The sequence below is a fragment of the Rhodospirillales bacterium genome, assembly GCA_014323865.1.
Classification (GTDB): domain Bacteria; phylum Pseudomonadota; class Alphaproteobacteria; order SP197; family SP197; genus SP197.
This window is the reverse complement of sequence record JACONG010000010.1, coordinates 259,965-278,403: the sequence shown is the minus strand read 5'-3', so window position 1 is coordinate 278,403 and position 18,439 is coordinate 259,965. Positions and strand designations below refer to the sequence as shown.

Genomic DNA, 18,439 nt, shown 5'->3' with positions numbered 1-18,439 from the left:
CCGGGGCCACTGACGGGGGCACGGGTGGGAATGCCGTGCGCGGGCGTGTGGGGCGGGGTTATTCCGGGGTTATTCTATTGTCTGGTCGATGAAGCCCAGTGTTGTGGCGTTTTCCCTGAGGGTCCGGACTTTTGCGGGGTCCATTCCGTCGGGCAGGTCGGCGTCGATCTCAAGTCTGAGGGATATTCTGGCCGAGGGCTGGGTTTTCAGATGGTCGACGATCTCGTCGACGATGCGGTTCATATCGCGCGCCGGACGTTCGGCAGAGATCGAGACGGTGCCCGTGAAGCGGGTCGGCGGGAGTTTTTCGGGGTCCGGGCTGTCTGTGTTGCCTTTTCCCGTGTCGCCTTTTGCGGTGCCGTCTTTTCCTGTGCCGTTTGTGGTGTCCTGTCCGGCAGGGTCCTCGCCCCCGGATGTGGGCCGGGGGGCGGGGCGGTGCCGCTCTGCGACATCCGGGGTGACGATCACGCTTTCGCTGTCGATGACAACAGGCGCATTCGCAGCGGCTTCAATGAGCAGACCGGGATAGGTGCCGGTGCTCTCGTCAAAACGCCCGGCATAGGCAAAGGGGCCGGGAATCACCTGCGAAACCGCGGCCTGAACGGCTTTCACGAGGACCGATCTGTGCTGCAATCGCGGCAGCCAGGTATACCGGTTGAGATGGTCCCAGAGGTCCTTCAGGGGGAGATGGGGCTTGCCTTTCCAGATCTTGTGGCGCTGAAGATCGCGGTCGAGCCGCGTCGGGCCAAGCTCGGTCAGAAGTCCCTCGTCCTTCTCCAGACTCTTGCTGGCGGTGGACAGCAAGCCATCCTGTGCGGGAATTTTCCGGGCGACCCATTCGACCTCTGCACGGGCATCGTCCTGCCGGGGATAGAGCAGATAACACCAGCATTCCCGGAGCCGTGTCGTTATCGTTTCCCCGGCTTCCAACAGCTTTTCTTTGGCCGTCGCCTCGTCGCTCTGCTTGAGGTCGAGCCGTTGGACGTCCTTGACGATGGAGTCCCATGCGCGGTTCCATCGAACAGCGTCCTTCAGATCGTCGAGCCGACGCGCGTCGGCGCAGAGGAAGACGAGGGTGTTGCGCCAGACGCGGGGTGTTGCGCCGCGTTTTGTCAGGATGTCCCGGGCCTCGATCAGGGCTTGCGAGGATGTAGCGGGTTCTTTGGTAGCGGGTTCTTTGGTAGCGCGGCCCCCGGCCCCGGCCCCGGCCCCGGCCCCGGTATTGCGTGCCACGGTATGCGGATGTTCGACACCGAGGACCACGGCACGGACTCCGCCCGGTTCGTCGGGCACGTCTGCCGAGGATGACGGGGCGACCTGCACGGCGTCGAAGTGCCCGCGCCCGGCATGACCGTTCACAAGACCGTTGACATGTGTTGTCAGTGCGCGGTCGATTTCGAGGAGGATGAACGCATCCTCCTGTTGCCCGGCGCGATCGGCTGCAATCCTGTTGAGGCTCGGCGATGTCGAATACCAGGAGCGACCGCGATCGCTGTGCATGAATGTCGCCTGATTTGCGAGGCGGCGCAGTGCATCGCCGAAGATGGCCGGCTTTTCACCCGGCTGGACGACGCCAAGGTTTATCTGCCTGTCGTCGAGACCGGGATTCTGCTCCGTGCTGGTGGGTGCCGAGCCCATGAAGATCGTTCTTGCGACGCGCCGTGTCGCGGAATAGCGGCTCAGATTCGGCGTGTCCCGGTCGATCCTGTAGGGTGTCGCGTTCTGCCCATCGATATCGCCCGCAATGATCGATTGCCAGTTTGTATCGAGATAGCGGAGCAGCTCGGGTCCCACACGCTCCGAACCGATTGCAACGCTGCCGGGCATGATCATCGCGGAGGGATCACCGTTGATCCAGAGTTCATGGATCACCTGGGCCATCAGGCGCAGAACGCCGCGTGTTCGCTGGAATTTCTCCAGAGTGCCCCAGGTCTCATAGAGTCGATCGAAAAGCTCGGGATGGATCGGGTAGGCTTTTTCCAGCTTGCGCCGATAGTTCTCGTCAGCGCATCCTTGAGGGAATTCGTTGCTGTTGTCGCGGTAAAGCCTTGCGAACTGCCTGAGCGTGTTGTCCTTGTGGGGGTGCATGTCACCCGGAATCTCCTGGAAGAGACGGCGGCGCACGATCTCGTAGCTTTCTTCCTGCGAGGCGGGACGCCAGGAGGATTCGACACGGGAGAAGGTCTGTTTGAGGCGGGTGAGCGCTTCCTGCCCGCCGTCGCCGCCAACCTCGATTTGCGAGGCCGGGAGCGAGGCGACCAGGAGTGTGCCCGGGCTGGCCTTGACCGCTTCCGTCAGCGATTGCACGAAGGACAGATTGGTATCGAAGGACCCGGAAGGCAGGCCTTCGACCCCGTAGATATGCCGCAGGTAAGCGACCCATTCGTCAATCAGGATCAGGCAGGGTGCGCAGTTCCTGAAGATTTTCTCAAGGAGGTTGGAGCCGGGGGCGATGCCCTTCGCATCGTTTTCGGCAATCAGGTCGAAGGCCCCGGCACCGCCGAGTTGCCATGCGAGTTCGCCCCAGGTGGTGCGGATTTTGCGCTTCCCATCGGCCTTCCCATCGGTGTTTGCAGCATCGACGTTCAGGACGTCGAGGGGGCCGCGGGATGTGCCGACAAGCACGGCCCGGCTCACCGTCTCCGGGACATCGAGTTCCTCTTCCTCAAGAAGCTGATCGAGGCCCGGCAAGTCCCGCGCAGGTGTCCTGCCCGCCATGTGATAGAGCGCAAGCATGGAATGTGTCTTGCCGCCGCCGAAATTTGTCTGGAGCTCAACGACGGGATCGCCGCCCTGCTCCGAGAGCCGTCTTGCCGCTCCGATGAGAAGATTGCGCAGGCCGTCGGTGAGGTAGGTGCGGCTGAAGAACGCCCCGGGATTGCTGTATTCGTCGGGAGCGCTTCCGGCATGAACCTTGCCGAGATCGGCGGCGAATTGGGCTTGCTGAAAGTCGCCGGTGGCGACGTCGCCATGGGGTTGGACGACCTCACGCCATGGCAGGAGGCCGTTCACGGTCGCCACCTGGATGCCCGACCGCAGGGTCTTGCGACGTTCCTCATTGCGCTGGAGTTCGGCAAATTTTGTGCGCAGGATTGTGTCGCGCATTCCGGTGATTTGCGCGGCCGGTTCAGCGGCATTGATGGACTCCATCAGGCGGCGCATGGTGTCGAGGGCGCGCTCGGCATCGTCATAGGAGAAGTGCTCGTCGTGTGCGAGCCTGTTGCGCACATCGAGCAGTTCGGAAACCCAGGAACGTTCGGCAGGTCCCAGCGCCGTTGCGAAGGCTTCCTTCCACTGGAACATGATTGTCTTGAGCAGTGTTGCCTGATCCCAGACAATCCGGCCGTCTTTCACATTCAGCCCGTTCACGCGCTTGGCAAGCTGGGGCTGCCAATGGCCCGGGATTGCGTTTTCCAGACGCTTTTCGACAAAGGGGATCAGAGCCCCCGGCAAAAGCTCCATGCCCTCGAAGACGTGTTGTCTTGCAGGTTTTGCCATGTGTCACACTCCCTAAAGATTAAAGTCTGTCTGGCGGTTGCTGTCCATGTCATGGATGGAAGCGGCTTGCTGTGTCAGATCCGGCCAAACCGCAATGAGGCCGTTGCAGGCATTGGCTTCCCCTGCATTCTTCTGCTTCGATGCGATGTCGTGAAGCCTGTATGCCAAATCCTTTACGGCGTCGGCCCTCTGCGGACCGATCTTCTTCAGAAGGATTGCCGCTTGACGTTCGCCGCCGTCTTGCAGTGTGCGGATGAGATGCTGGCAGCATTCCCAGACCGTCAGATGCGTATCGGTGGCGGGGTCCCAATCCCCGGCAAGTTCATCGCGGGTGAGAATGCGGACGTTTCCTGCGGCGCTCTCGACGATGCCGGCATGGTCCACACTGTCGACCGAGATGGCTCTGGCCCGGGCCAGACTGTCGGCATCTCTGAACGGCCCCCTGTCATGGCCATGCTGGGCAAACCAGTTGAGGGCGAAGCGGGTCTCGGGATCGAATTCGCCTTCCAGTGCGGAGAAAAATTCGTCCAGCTCCCGGTTGACGATCTGCAATGCGGTCCTGACGGGCATCTTGCTGTCGTCGCTCTCCAGCACGGCCTTGCAGCGACTGAAAATCCCGATTCCCGGACCGATGGAGGCCTGGGGAAGATCGACCGGGGCGATGTTCGCGCGCTGCATGTCTTCCAGGGCCGTCGGCAGTTCGCGTTTCAGGGTGTGCAGGAACTCCGAACGGGTCATTGTCGGGGCATCGGGGGGGCGCTGGCGACAGGACAGCACCACGGATGTGGAAAGGGCATTGCGCTCCTTTTTCAGGCTGCTCACCAGCTCGGTCCGCACGGGCCAGGTTGCGCCGACATGATAACCGGCTGATATCACCGCTTGCAGGAAGGTCGCCCATCCCTTCGATGCGGTGCCGTCCTCGTCGACCTCGTTTTGCCGGAAGGCATACCAGATGGTTGCCGGGATATCGCTGCGCCCCTGCTTCGCCATGTGGCGCAGCACCTCGGTCATGCCTTCAAGAAAGAATTGATCCGCCCGGTCGCGATCCCCGTGCCGATAATTGTCGGCAACGAGTTCTTCCGCCTTGGGCACAAGTACGGTCTGGAAAAGATCGGGATAATGTCTTTTCAATGCGTGGCGCAGCCAGACATAGAAAAAATCCGAGATATTCGCATAAGGCACGTTGTCGTAATAGGGTGGGTCGGTTGACATGACGGTGCCGGTGAAATCCACGGTCTGCGCGGGGCGCTGGCTTACGCTTCCACCGGGCTGCGAGGCCGGCAGGGCGGCGACGGCCTTGGCCAGATATTTCACCTGGCCGATAAAGTTGCCGCTCGATGTCGAAAAGGGATTGCCTTCCGCCGTGTTCCAACGCATCGGCAAAGCATGTGTTGCAAACACATGTTCAACGGTTTCGCGACCAGTGTTCCAAACACTGCCCGTCGATTGTCTGTTCGCAAGCCTGCTGACACCCATGGCCAGATAGGTGGCAAGCGCGTTCCTGTAGGCATCCGAATCGTCATCGGATGTCTCGATCCCGGAGAGGATTTCGGGGATACAGTCGAGGAATGTCTTCAGCGCAATGGTTTGCCGGTTCATAAAAAGGTCGGATACCTGTGTCAGGCCGTAGTTGCTCACCATCACATTTCGGGGGTCATAAGAAAGAGGACCGTCCGGTCGCCATTCCGGGGTTTGCGAAAAGGCAATTTCCTCATGGGCTTTTGTGGGTGAAGCATAACGTCGTCCCCCGCGCCCCTCGGCGACGATGGCCATGAGTTTCCAGCCCATCCGGCCTGCCATGCCTTCGGCCTTGACGTAAGCGGGCGGAACGGCGTCGCCTGTGATCAGACAGGTGAAATTGGCACCGCGCCCCGCCTTTGTGCCTGCGGCCACGGCTTCCGCGTCATCGGGTTCGCCATATCTCACCGCAAAGTCGATGTCGGTTCCCGAAACGATCGGTTCGACCCAGGCCTTTTTTTTGGGTTTCTTGCAGAGCCAGAAGGTCGAGACGAGGGGTATGTGTGCGCCCCCGACGGCGGGATTCGGGCTGGCGACGGTTCTTGCCCAGAGCCAGGCAAGAACGGTTGCCTGCCCGCCGCCGTCACGGTCGGACAGTGTAACCGGGGGGTAGAGGTGGCCGATCTTTTGCCACGCGGCTTCGCTCAGCAGTCTCGCATAGAACAGTATGTCCTCGGCAAGGCCTTCGGCACCACGGTATGACATCCGGTCTTTCGCGCCGGGATGAACGGGGGGGCGATCGGCAAATTTGGGTGGCAGTTCGATCATTGCCTTGCCGATGAGGGCGGCCACCGGATTCAGGTCCGAGGCATGGGAGGGCATCCCGAGACGCTGGGCCTCAAGGGGGATCGATGCACCGCCGGAAAACGGGTCGTGGACCCGTGGCATGTCTTCTTCTTCGGGGAAGCAGCGGCGAATTTCGTGCCGGGCGCGCTCAAGGACCTCCTCGTTTGTGCTGTTTTCCCAGACCACAAGGTCTTCGACGATGCCGAAAAGGCGCTTGCGCTCCAGTTCGACGATCATGTCTTTCACGTCTTCCAGTGTAACCGGCTTGTCGTCTGGCGGGATCGGCTTGCCGTCGTCCCCGTCGCGTGCGTGTCGGGCGCGACGGGCGGCGAGGGCCTCTTGCGCGCGCTGCCTGAGATCCTCATCCTCAAGAAGCGTATCGACATGGCCGGAGGGATCGTCGACGAGTTGGGCAAACAGCACGGCACGGCAGGCGGCCAGCGGCTTGCGTGACCACCACAAATGGAGGGTCGAGGGATGGCCCTGCCGGATGGATTTTTCTCTCACCGAGGCCTTGTTGATGGCCTCAAGCGGGATTGCGACCTCTATGAGCTTTTTTGTGGGGGGCCTGTCGTGTGGGGGCTCTGTCATGCCGGGGTCTGTCATGTTGGGGCCGCTGCCCGCTCCAGCAGGCGTTTGAGATCGTACTGGATGGCGTTCTGATCGAAGCGGGGCTCGCGCTCGTCGAGTGCGCCGCGAATATAGCGGGGCTCGCCCGCGAAACCGTTTTCGACACTCACGATGGCAAGGATGAATTGTTCCGGCTTGTTCAGGGATGTGATCACTTCCTGGCGCGTGATCATGACGGTGTTCGCGCCGTCGATGCGGCCCTTCACCTCGATGAAGCGCCAATGGCGGGTTGCGGGATCGAGGGACTCGATATCGTAGCCGATCTTGCGGGCGGAGACGTCGGTCGGCTCATTGCCAAGGGCTTTCTCGGTTGCCATGACCGCTTCCATGGCGGCGAGCTCGATCCTGCGCCGGGCCGCGCCGTCCTCGGCAAATTGCGGTGGGGCGGGAGATTCATCGAGGCCTTGATTGGCGAGGTCCTGATTCCTGTGGCATTCATCGAGGAGGCCTCGGGGCACGACGACCATGCGACCGCGCAGGCAAGGGGGGCGGGAGGTCATGCATTTTTCCTCCTCAAGCCGATCCTGGCGCAGCCTGAGGCGTTCGGCGAGGTCCTCGGCGCGGCGGCGGGCATTCTGCCAGCCAAGGCGGGTCTTTTTGCCGGCCTTTTCCTGTTCCTGAAGCTCGAAGGCGCGGCTGTCCCAATAGTTTATCTCTTTCGTGAGGCGCGCCTCGACTTCCCGCCCGGCCTTTTCGATTGCGGGCAGGCGACGCGCCCGGACGTCCGCCAGGTGACGCCGGGCGAGTTCGACGGTGGCGAAGTCGAGGGCGGATTGCTCGATGTCGGCGGTGAATCCGTCGTCTTGCAGCCGGTCGCCAAGGAGTGCGATGTCGGCGGGGGTCGCGGGGCGCAGATCGAGATGGGGGGCCATGCCGGCGTTTGTCGCGGTGCCGGATTTGTCGATTGCGGCGAATTGCAATGTGCTGGAGACGATATGCGGGCCGGGGGTCTGCGGGCTGAGGGTCTGCGCGTTGGGGGTCTGCGCGTTGGGGGTGCTTGCCTGGCGGCCATCCTGAACGCTGTGCTCGATCAGGACAATGACAGAGATTGCGGTGCCGTCATCGGTGTCATCGACCATGACCGCGCCCTGCCTCATGAGCCTGCCGTATTGTTCACGGAGGATGCTTGTGGTGGCCTCAAGCAAGGGGTGGCCGGGGCAGACAAAGGTTGCCACGGGCTGGCGGTCGATCCTGGCTTTCTCGAAACAGATGCGTTCGTATTTCTTCTGCACGGGCGCGCCCATGCCGATCTGGCGGTCGCGCTCGCGAATGCGGGCGGGGACATGGGTTATTTCCCAGCGGCCGTCCTCGCGGGCTTTCAGCCTGCCGCCAAGATGCCGGAAGGCCTCGATAAAGAAGCTCTGGACATGATGCGGCTGCAAACGTCGCGCTTCCGCCTGTTCCATTTCCAGGCCCAGTTCATGGACCCGGGCTTCCGACATGGTGTCATCGGTCAGGGCGCGGCGGGCAAGCAGGTTGCGCAGGTGCTGCCGATCGACGGCACCGTCGACCTGCCTGAACAGGCGCGCGCGCACGTCATCCTGCTCGCCATAGCGGATCGCCTCGAACAGGAGGTCCCTGAGCGGGGTGCCCTCGAAGAGTTCGCCGAGAACATCGTAGACGCGGCCACCGAGAGCCTCCCGCGCGTCTTCCAGCTTTTCGAGCAGTCTGGCGTAGACCTCGCCCTCACGGGTATCGGCGGCGACGATGTTCCAGAGGTGGCAGACCTCGGTTTGCCCGATGCGGTGGATGCGACCGAAGCGCTGCTCGATCCTGTTCGGATTCCAGGGCAGATCGTAGTTGACCATGAGATGGCCGCGCTGAAGGTTGACGCCCTCGCCCGCAGCATCGTTCGCGATCAGGACGATGAGGTCGCGATCCTGCATGAAACGGGCGATCACCTTGCGCCTCTCCTCACGCGCCACGCCGCCATGGATGACGGCCACGGCCTCGGGCCTGCCGAGGCGGCCACGGACCTTGTCCGCGAGATAATGCAGCGTGTCCTTGGGTTCGGTGAAAATGACAAGTTTTCGGCGGTTGCCGTCCCTGTCGGTCATCAGGTCGTCATCGAGGATACGGTTGAGCTGTTGCCATTTCGTATCCTCGCCGGCCTGAAGCACGTCCAATGCCATGTCCTCAAGACCCTTGAGGGTGGCGACCTCGATGGCCAGTTGCCCGGCCGTTTCGGCACTTGTCGCAGCGGTCGAGATCAGGTCCTCGATCTCGTCAATCTCTTCCTGGCCGAATTCCTCGAGCATGTCTTCCCGATCGCGTTCCGCGAACATCTCTCTGTGATCGCGTCCCGCGATATGGCGCAACCTGTCATCGTCGGGAGCGCCAGCGGCCCGGTGCACAGGGTTTCCCCTTGCCGCAAGGCGGGCTTCGGACAGTTCGTTTTCCAGGCGCTCGCGGCGGCGTTCGAGAGAGCGATAGATGGCGGCAGGCGATGAAACGAGGCGGCGCTGAAGAATCTGGAGTGCGAAGCCGACATTGTTGCGCTTCCTGCCGTCTGTATCGGTGAAACGCTGCACGCGGTTCATCTCTGTCCGCACATAGTCGGTGACGGCCGTATAAAGGGCGGCCTCTTTCGGCGAGAGGTCGTATTTGACCGTGTAGGCGCGGCGTTCGGGGAAGAGCGGGCGGCCATCGAAACGCAGCAGTTCCTCCTTTGTGAGGCGGCGCATCATGTCCTGCGTATCGGCATAATGGACGCCATCGCGGAAGCGGCCCTCGAAGCGGTCGCCATCGAGAAGGGCCATGAAAAGCTGGAAGTCCGCTTCCTTGCCGTTATGGGGCGTTGCCGACATCAGCAAGAGGTGGCGGCAGAGCTGTCCGAGCTTCTGGCCGACCTGGTAGCGCCTGGTATATTTTACCTAGCCGCCGGAACAGGTCGCCGCCATCCTGTGTGCCTCGTCGCAGATCACCAGGTCCCATTCGCGGGCCTGCATGAGCTTTTCCTGAAGATCCTCGTTGCGCGCGAGGACATCGAGCCGAACGATCAGATGATTGCGGTCGTTGAACGGATTGCCCGAGCGGGAGGTCGCGATCATGTCGCGCGTCAGGATATCGAATTCGAGAGCGAATTTTTCGCCAAGCTCGTCCTGCCATTGCTCGACCAAGCTTCCGGGGACGACGACAAGGCAGCGCTCGAGGTCGCTGCGGGCCATGAGCTCCTTCATGAGAAGCCCGGCCATGACGGTCTTGCCTGCGCCGGGGTCGTCGGCGAGCAGGAAGCGCAGGGGCTGACGGGGCAGCATCTCGCCATAGACTGCCGAAATCTGGTGCGGCAGCGGGTCGACAAGGCTTGTATGGATTGCGAGGAAGGGGTCGAAATGATGCGCGAGGGCGATGCGGTTGGCCTCGATGACAAGGCGCAAGAGGGCTCCATCGGCATCGAAAGACCACGGGCGGCCCCTCGCCTCGATGTCGAGACGGTGTTCGTCGTCGCGGAAGAGCGTGCATTCCGCGACAGCGCCGTTGCCGTCGCGATAGACGACATTGACGGCTTGCGTACCGATCCAATCGACGCTCACCACCTGAACGGCGCGATTGGGCGCTATGCCGCGCACCAGCGCTCCGCTGCCGATGTCCTCAAGTGTGCTCATGTCGCGTCGATTGCAGGGGGTCTTGTGTGTGTGGGGGGCGTTTTGTATGGGGTTTTGTGCGGGGCGGTCAATGAAGTCCGCCGAGCCGGAGAAAGTTGCCGAACAGGAGGCGTGAGGCGCGGTTGAAGTCGGCCATGCCGGAGGCGCAGGCGGTATCGAGACGCTCCAGCGCACCTTCGCCCATGACCGCATCGAGCGCCTTGCCGTAAGCCGGGACGGCGGCCCATTCGCGCACGGTGGTTGCGGTCATCTCGACGTGATATTGCACGCCACAGGCATGTTGCCCGACGCGCTGCGCCTGGATGGCGCAGGCCGGCGACTGTGCCAGAGAGACACCGCCTTCGGGCAGTGTCGTCACGGCGACCCCGTGCCATTGCAGCGCGGGGAAGCTGTCGGCGATGCCGGCCATGAGGGGGTCGCGACGGCCCTCCGCGGTCAGTTCGACGGGCAGGATGCCGACCTCGGGCCGGGCCATGCGCTCACAGGTGCCGCCCAGGGAATCGGCGAGGAGCTGATGGCCGAGGCAGAAGCCGAAGTATGGCATGTTGCGCGCGCGCACGGCCTCGCGGATGGCCGCCTTCTCCGGGGCGAGCCAGGGCAGTTCGTCCTCGTCGAAGACGTCCATGGGGCCGCCCATGACAATCAGGGCGTCGTATGGGGCGAGCGAGGGGATCGGCTCGCCCTCATCGAGTTCGACCGCATCCCAGGCGATGCCGTGTTCGCGCATGAGGTCGCGGAAGATGCCGGGATGTTCGACGGCGATATGCTGAAACACGAGAAACCGCAATGGCTTTGCCCCCTCTTCTGCGGCACAGCATAGCCGTGAATTGGGGCGATGAAAAAGAGGGGGCGACGTGAAATTAGAGGGTTGACAAACGCCGGGGCGATGCTTAAGTGAGCCCGTGAATGCCGGTTCTGGCAGTACCAGTTCGGGCAGCGCCGATTTGAGCGACAGCTTGCGGGGCGCGATACAAATACCAGCTAAAGCGCCCGGGGTTCGCTGAGACCGCACGGCACAAGGCTGGGGCGGTCTTTTTTGTTGGCCGTCTTTCCGGTTGGGAGTTTCTTTCGTTTGGCATGGTCCACCCTGACGGACCCGCGGGATTTGACGGGCAGCTTGCACCCGCGTCACCAAACGCTAAAGCGCCACGGAGCGATCTCCAGCGATCTCCGTGGGCCCAGAGGATGCGGACCGGAGATTCAGCGTGTTGCAAAACGCAGCATCAGACAGAAGACAGGACCGGACAGACAGGCGACAAGCCGCAGGCGCGAAGGCCGTGGCTTGCGGGCCTGTGTGCGTCCGGTTCTGCGTCCGGTTGTGCGTCCGGTTGTGTTCACCCCGGCAGCGGCTACCCATAACGGCGGCGGAGCAGCCCTGTCGGGGTCGGCGATGGGGACGGGATCGAAGGATTCCGTCCCCATTCGTCGCCATGGCCCCTTGGGCACCGTAACCCGTTGAAACCCCATGACCAGAAGCGAGACATGACCATGACAGACAGCGAGACTGACAACAAGGCTGACAGCAAGACTGGCAGCAAGCACCCGGAAACCATCGTTCTGCACGCCGGGCACCGCACGGATGCCACGACAAATGCGGTCGCGGTGCCGATCTATCAGACGACGAGCTATCAGTTCAACGATACCGAACATGCCTCGAACCTCTTCGGGCTCAAGGAATTCGGCAATATCTATACCCGGATCATGAACCCGACGAACGATGTGCTGGAACAGCGCGTTGCCGCGCTTGAGGGCGGTGCCGCCGCGCTGGCGCTCTCATCGGGCCAGGCTGCGAGCCTTTTCGCGATCCAGAACATCTGCCATGCAGGGGATAATTTCGTAAGCTCGACAGACATTTATGGCGGAACGTGGAACCTTTTTGCGAACACGATGAAGACGATGGGCATCGAGGTGCGTCATGTCGATCCCTCCGATCCTGAGGGCTTCCGCAAGGCGACCGACGACCGCACACGCTGCTACTACGCCGAAACCCTGCCGAACCCGAAGCTCAATGTCTTCCCGATCGGGGAGGTCGCCGGGATCGGCCGGGCGCTGGGCGTTCCGCTGATCATGGACAACACGGCCTGCCCCATCCTCTGCCGTCCCTTCGACCACGGCGCTGCCGTGACGGTCTATTCGACCACGAAGTATATCGGCGGCCACGGCACCTCAATCGGCGGTCTGCTGGTCGATGGCGGCAATTTCGACTGGGAAGCCGCGGGCGAGCGCTTCCCGATGCTCAACCGGCCCGATCCGAGCTATCACGGCGCGGTCTGGACGCAAGCCGTCAAGCCACTGGGACCCATCGCCTATATCGTCAAGGCGCGCGTCACCCTGCTGCGCGACGTCGGTGCGGCGATGAGCCCGTTCAACGCCTTCCAGTTCATCCAGGGCCTCGAAACCCTGCCCCTGCGCATGGAACGCCATTGCAGAAACGCCACGGCGGTGGCGGCGTTCCTGAAAGGCCACGGCAAAGTCGCCAACGTGATCCATCCGAGCCAGCAGGATGGCGAATTGCGCCGCCGGGCCGATACCTATCTGAATGGTCTCGGTGGTGGCCTCGGTGGCGGGCTTGTCGGGTTCGAGCTCGCGGGCGGCAAGGAGGCCGGTCGCAGGTTCATCAATGCCCTGAAGCTGCATTATCACGTTGCCAATATCGGCGACGCCCGGAGCCTCGCGATCCATCCGGCGAGCACGACCCACAGCCAGCTTGCGCCCGAGGACCAGCTTGCGACCGGCGTGACCGAGGGTTATGTCAGGCTTTCGGTTGGCATCGAACATATCGACGATATCATTGCGGACCTGAGCCAGGCCCTCGACGCGGCCTAAGGAGCCCGAACTGGCACCGATCAGCTTTCCCGGTCAGTTCCCGACGACCAGACTGCGACGCAACCGGCGCAGTGCGTGGTCCCGCGCGCTGGTCAGCGAAAGCAGCGTGACGGCGGGCGATCTGATCTGGCCCGTCTTCGTGCGCGATGGCGAGGGCGTGCGGGAGCCGGTGGCCTCCATGCCGGGCGTCGACCGTCTCAGCCTCGACCGGCTTGTGGAAGCGGCCAGGGAAGCGCGCGATCTGGGGATTCCGGCGATGGCGCTCTTCCCCGTGACGCCGCAGGCGCTCAAGACAGCCGACGGGCGCGAGGCGACGAATGGCGACAATCTCGTCTGCCGCGCTATCCGTGCGATCAAGGCGGAGGTCGAGGGGCTGGGCGTGATGGTCGATGTCGCGCTCGATCCCTTCACGACCCATGGCCACGACGGGGTGATGGCGGGCGATGAGGTGCTCAACGACGCGACGCTTGAGGTGCTGGTCAATCAGGCGCTTGTGCAGGCCGAGGCGGGCTGCGACGCGATTGCGCCGAGCGACATGATGGACGGGCGGATCGGCGCGATCCGCAAGGGGCTGGACGATGGCGGCTTCAGCCATGTCCCGATCATGGCCTATTCGGCGAAATACGCCTCGGGCTTCTACGGGCCGTTCCGCGATGCGCTGGGGTCGGCGGGCAAGCTGATCGGCGACAAGCGAAGCTATCAGATGGACCCCGCCAATGGCGACGAGGCCCTGCGCGAGGTCGCCTTCGACCTCGACGAGGGGGCGGATATGGTGATAATCAAACCCGGTATGCCCTATCTCGACATCTGCCGCCGGGTGAAGGACATGTTCGGCGTCCCGACCTTCGCCTATCAGGTCTCGGGCGAATACGCAATGATCGAAGGCGCGTGCCGCAACGGCTGGCTCGATGCCGAAACGGTCTGGCCGGAAGCCCTGATGTGTTTCAAGCGGGCCGGCTGCGACGGCGTGCTGACCTATGCGGCCCTCGGGATCGCCAGACGCCTGAAGGGTTGACCGGGGCGGGGTTGCGTGTCGGGGGGGTTGCGTGTCGGGGGCCTCTTGCAGGGAATGTTGCAGGGAGGGTCGCATGGCTGAGGGACCGCTGAGCGGCGTCACCGTCGTCGATCTGACCCGGGTGCTCGCCGGTCCCTATTGCACCATGGTGCTGTCGGACCTCGGTGCCCGGATCATCAAGGTCGAGCCGCCGGGCGGTGACGAAGCGCGCGGCACGGGGCCGTTCATGGGGTCTGTGTCGGGCTATTTCGCCGCGATCAACCGGGGCAAGGAAAGTATCGCCCTGAACCTGAAGGACGAGGACGACAGAGAGGTGTTTCGTGCCCTGCTGGCGGGGGCCGATGTCGTGGTCGAGAACTACAGGCCGGGCGTGATGGAGAAGCTGGGCTTCGGCTGGGAAACCCTGCATCGGGACTATCCGGGCCTGATCCATGCGGCGGTCTCGGGCTTCGGTCATTCCGGTCCCTACAGCGCGCGACCGGCCTATGACATGGTGGTTCAGGCCATGGGCGGGATCATGAGCCTGACCGGACAGCCCGACGGCAAACCGGCCCGCGTCGGCACGTCGGTCGGCGATATCACCGCAGCGCTCTTCACGGCCATTGGCATCTGTTCGGCGCTCTATCACAGGGCCAGCACGGGCGAGGCGAGCAAGATCGACGTCGCCATGCTCGATTGTCAGGTTGCGATCCTCGAAAACGCCATTGCGCGTTATTCGGCGACCGGGGAGATCCCGGGACCGCTCGGCGCAAGGCATCCCTCCATCGTGCCCTTCGCCGCCTTCGGGACCGGGGACGGCCATATCGTCATCGCGGCGGGCAACGACAGGCTCTTTGCCCGCCTGGCCGAAGCCCTGGGTCGTCCGGCGATGGCTGAGGACGCGCGCTACCGGACGAATGCCAAACGGGCGAACCATGCCGCGCAGCTGAACGCCGAGATCGAGGCGATCCTTCACGGCAACACGACAGAACACTGGCTCAGGGTCGTTCAGGCGGCGGGGGTGCCCTGCGGCGCGATCAACAATGTCGCACAGGTCATGGCGGACCCCCAGGTGATTGCGCGCAACATGGTGGTCACAACGCAAGACCCCGAGGCCGGAACGATGCGTTTTTCCGGCAATCCGATCAAGCTGTCGGGATTTGACGATCCGGGCGAGCGCGGTCCCGTGCCGAGGCTGGACGAACATCGCAGGAATCTCATAAACGAGTTCAGGAAGCAGGGGTAACGTGTCGAGAAGGAGACGGAGAGGGAAACGCATGTCGTTTCTGCGGAGAACGGTGCGGAGAACAGTGCGGGTTCTCGCCCTGCTCGCCGTGCTCGCGGTGCTGGGCCTCGGCGCCCTGTTCCTCTGGCTCCGCCAGGCGACCCCGCAACTCGACGGCACAATTGTGCTTGCCGGAGGGGTTGCCGGACTGGCGGGCGAGGTCGAAATCCTGCGCGATGGCCATGGCATTCCCCATATTCATGCCCAATCCATCAACGATGCCTATTTCGGCCTCGGTTTTGCCCATGCCCAGGACCGCATGTTCCAGATGGAGCAGCAGCGACGCCTGAGCCAGGGACGGCTCTCCGAGGTGCTGGGGCCGCTCACGGCCGAGGTCGACAGGTTCATGCGGTTGCTTGACCTGCACAGTGCCGCGCAGGCCAGCGTCACGGCGCTCGACATGTCTGCGCGCGAGTCGTTCAACGCCTATGCTGCCGGCGTGAACGCCTATATGGCAAGCCACAAGGGGCCGCTCGCGCCCGAGTTCGCGATTCTGATGGCCGACAGGCCGGAGCCGTGGACAGCCGCCGACTCCGTGGCCTGGCTCAAGGTGATGGCGCTCCACCTGTCGGGTAACTGGCGGTCGGAAGCCCTGCGGGCGGCGATGATCGCGCGGATCGGGCCGGAGAAGACCGCGAGTTTCTTTCCCGATGTGCCGGCGGATGCGCCGACTATCATTAACGATGCGACCGGGGTCGAGCCTGAGGCGGCGGCCATGCTCCTCAACCGCCTGCTGCCAGCGGGCAGTCATGGCTTGAACGGCTCCAACAGCTGGGTGGTCGACGGTCGCCATACCGCATCGGGCCGCCCCCTGCTGGCCAACGATCCCCATCTCGGTTTCTCGATCCCGGCAATCTGGTATCTCGCCCACCTGGAAGCGCCGGGCCTCGCGGTCGCCGGTGCGACACTGCCGGGCCTGCCGCTCGTCATCGTCGGCACCAACGGGCGCATCGCCTGGGGCGTCACCAATACAGGCCCCGATACGCAGGACCTCTATATCGAGCGGCTCGATCCCGAACGTCCCGGGCATTACCTGACGCCCGAGGGTTCGGAGCCCTTCGCCGTGCGCGAGGAAACCATCGTTGTGCGTTTCGCCGGGGACGACAGGATCTCCATGCTGGAGACACGGCACGGCCCGATCCTGACCGGCGTGCGCGGGGAAGCCACGGGGCTGACCGGCGAGGGCGAGGCGCTGGCCCTGTCGTGGACCATGCTGCAGGACGACGACCGTTCGGTCGAGGCGGGCCTTGCGCTTCATGTGGCGCGCGACTGGGACGATTTCGTTGCCTCGGGACGGCGCTATGCCGGGCCGATGCAGAACATCGTCTATGGCGACCGGCGCGGCAATATCGGTCTTCTGGCGCCCGCTATCGTGCCTGTCCGCAAGTCGGGCGAGGGCCTGGTGCCGATGCCGGGCTGGACCGGCGAGGCCGACTGGATCGGGCAGATTCCCCATGACGACCTCCCGAGGCTTCTGAACCCTGAGACCGGCGCAATCGTGACCGCAAACCACCGGCTCGTCGGTGACGATTATCCCTATTTCATCAGCCACGAATGGCAGCCGGGCTATCGTGCCCGACGCATTGCCGACCTGATCGGTCGGAGCGACAGCCACAGTGTCGAGAGTTTTGCCGCAATCCAGCGCGACACGACCTCCCTGTTCGCCGAAGCGGCAATCCCCATCGCCCTTGCCGGCGAACCGCAGACCGAGGCGGGCCGGCGGCTGCAAGCGGCGCTGATCGGCTGGGACGGCGCGATGGATCCGGCGCTGATCGCGCCGACCGTCTTCCATGCCTGGTATCGCGCCTTCACGCGGGCGATCTACGAGGACGATCTCGGCACGCTCTTCCCCGACGCCTGGCAGTTCCGCCCGAGCTTCGTGCTGTCGCTTGGCGAGGGCGACCCCCATGGCTGGTGCGCCAACAGCGAGACCGGCGCGGCGACGACCTGCGGGGACCTCGCCGGCATGGCGTTCGACGATGCGGCCAGATTCCTCAACGAGCGCTTCGGCGAGGACAGCGGGCAATGGCTGTGGGGCGAGGTCCATGCCCTCACGCTGCGCCACAGGCTGTTCGGCCTCATCCCGGTGCTGCGGGACCTGACCGGTGTCCGAATCCCGCTGGGCGGCGACCGCTTCACCGTGGCAACCGCGAGTCATGCCTTCAACGACGACGAGCGGGCCTTCACGGCGCTTCATGGGCCGGTCCTGCGCGCGGTGATCGACCTCGATGAGCCGGTCACGGGCTTCTTCGCGGTGCTGCCCGGGCAGTCGGCCAATCCGTTCTCGCCATATTATGACAACATGGTCGAGCCGTGGCTCGCCAACAGGCCGATTGCCATTCCGCTCGGGCGCGACCATATCGATGCGGCGCATCGGCTCGTCCTGCAACCCGGCGTGCCGTAACCTGGCGTGCCGTAACGACCCCAGCCCCCGAGGAACGCGCTTGGATCCTTTCCATCTGCGCCGCGGTGACGCGCCGCTCATCATCAGTATGCCGCATGTCGGCACCCATCTGCCGGCCGATCTTGCCGACAGCATGACGCCTATGGCGCGCCGTGTGCCCGACACCGACTGGCATACAGACCGGCTTTATGGCTTTGCCGCCGCAGGCAAGGACTTTGCCGCCGCAGGCGAGGGTTTTGCCGCCGCAGGCGAGGCCACCGTCATTGCGGCCACCCATTCCCGCTACGTGATCGATCTGAACCGGGCACCCGACAACAGGTCGCTTTATCCCGGTGCCGACAACACGGAGCTCTGCCCGCTGACGACCTTCGATCACGAGCCGATCTACCTGCCCGGCCAGGAACCCGACGGGACCGAGACAGCGCGCCGCATCGAGAGTTTCTGGCAGCCCTATCACGACGCCATCGCATCCGAGATCGCGCGGCTCTGTGGCAGGCACGGGCGCATCCTGTTGTGGGATGCCCATTCGATCCGCTCGGAGGTGGCGCGGTTCTTCGCGGGGCGGCTGCCGGATTTCAATCTGGGCACGGGCGACGGCACCACCGCAGACGCCGAACTTGCCGGGCGCGTCGTTGCGAGCGCCGAGGCGGAAAACGGGTATACCACGGCCTGCAACGGCCGGTTCAAGGGGGGGCATATCACCCGACATTTCGGCAGGCCCGACAAGGGCGTCCATGCCATCCAGCTCGAATTGTCGCAGGCGACCTACATGGAAGAGAAGCCGCCGTTCCGTTTTCTGCCGACGCAGGCGGCCCGGGTCTCCGGGGCCATCGAACGGATGATCCGGGCCGGGCTGGGCTGGATCGCCGAGGGCTGAGCGGCGGGCGACAACG

8 protein-coding genes and 1 pseudogene are annotated in these 18,439 nt (G+C 63.8%); 5 read left to right on the top strand and 4 right to left on the bottom strand.

Annotated elements, in window-relative coordinates:
* Nucleotides 1-69: 69 nt before the first annotated feature.
* From GDA49_05640 to GDA49_05625, 4 genes and pseudogenes are all read right to left on the bottom strand, one after another.
* Complete coding sequence (locus GDA49_05640) at nucleotides 70-3,498, bottom strand: ATP-binding protein (GenBank protein MBC6439887.1); 3,429 nt, start codon at nucleotides 3,496-3,498, stop codon at nucleotides 70-72.
* A gap of 12 nt (nucleotides 3,499-3,510) precedes the next feature.
* A complete protein-coding gene (locus GDA49_05635; GenBank protein MBC6439886.1) occupies nucleotides 3,511-6,408 on the bottom strand; it encodes a DUF1156 domain-containing protein in 2,898 nt (965 codons plus the stop codon).
* Nucleotides 6,405-10,037, bottom strand: a pseudogene (locus GDA49_05630) (DUF3883 domain-containing protein). The gene GDA49_05635 and the pseudogene GDA49_05630 overlap by 4 nt, the downstream one beginning before the upstream one ends.
* Nucleotides 10,038-10,104: 67 nt before the next feature.
* Nucleotides 10,105-10,824 (bottom strand): type 1 glutamine amidotransferase, encoded by a 720-nt coding sequence (locus GDA49_05625; protein MBC6439885.1) that lies wholly within the window; start codon nucleotides 10,822-10,824, stop codon nucleotides 10,105-10,107.
* A gap of 701 nt (nucleotides 10,825-11,525) precedes the next feature.
* Between GDA49_05625 and GDA49_05620 the strand changes: the two genes are divergently transcribed.
* The 5 genes from GDA49_05620 to hutG all read left to right on the top strand — a co-directional run bounded on the left by GDA49_05620 (nucleotide 11,526) and on the right by hutG (nucleotide 18,423).
* Nucleotides 11,526-12,863, top strand: coding sequence for a PLP-dependent transferase (locus GDA49_05620; protein ID MBC6439884.1), 1,338 nt, complete (start codon nucleotides 11,526-11,528; stop codon nucleotides 12,861-12,863).
* A 10-nt stretch (nucleotides 12,864-12,873) separates the two neighbouring features.
* Nucleotides 12,874-13,878 (top strand): porphobilinogen synthase, encoded by a 1,005-nt coding sequence (gene hemB, locus GDA49_05615; GenBank protein MBC6439883.1) that lies wholly within the window; start codon nucleotides 12,874-12,876, stop codon nucleotides 13,876-13,878.
* Nucleotides 13,879-13,951: 73 nt separating this feature from the next.
* Nucleotides 13,952-15,103, top strand: coding sequence for a CoA transferase (locus GDA49_05610; protein MBC6439882.1), 1,152 nt, complete (start codon nucleotides 13,952-13,954; stop codon nucleotides 15,101-15,103).
* A 31-nt stretch (nucleotides 15,104-15,134) separates the two neighbouring features.
* A complete protein-coding gene (locus tag GDA49_05605) occupies nucleotides 15,135-17,546 on the top strand; it encodes a penicillin acylase family protein (protein MBC6439881.1) in 2,412 nt (803 codons plus the stop codon).
* On the top strand, nucleotides 17,506-18,423 hold the full coding sequence (hutG, locus tag GDA49_05600; GenBank protein MBC6439880.1) for an N-formylglutamate deformylase: 918 nt from the start codon (nucleotides 17,506-17,508) through the stop codon (nucleotides 18,421-18,423). Before GDA49_05605 ends, hutG begins: the two co-directional genes overlap by 41 nt.
* Nucleotides 18,424-18,439: the final 16 nt, after the last annotated feature.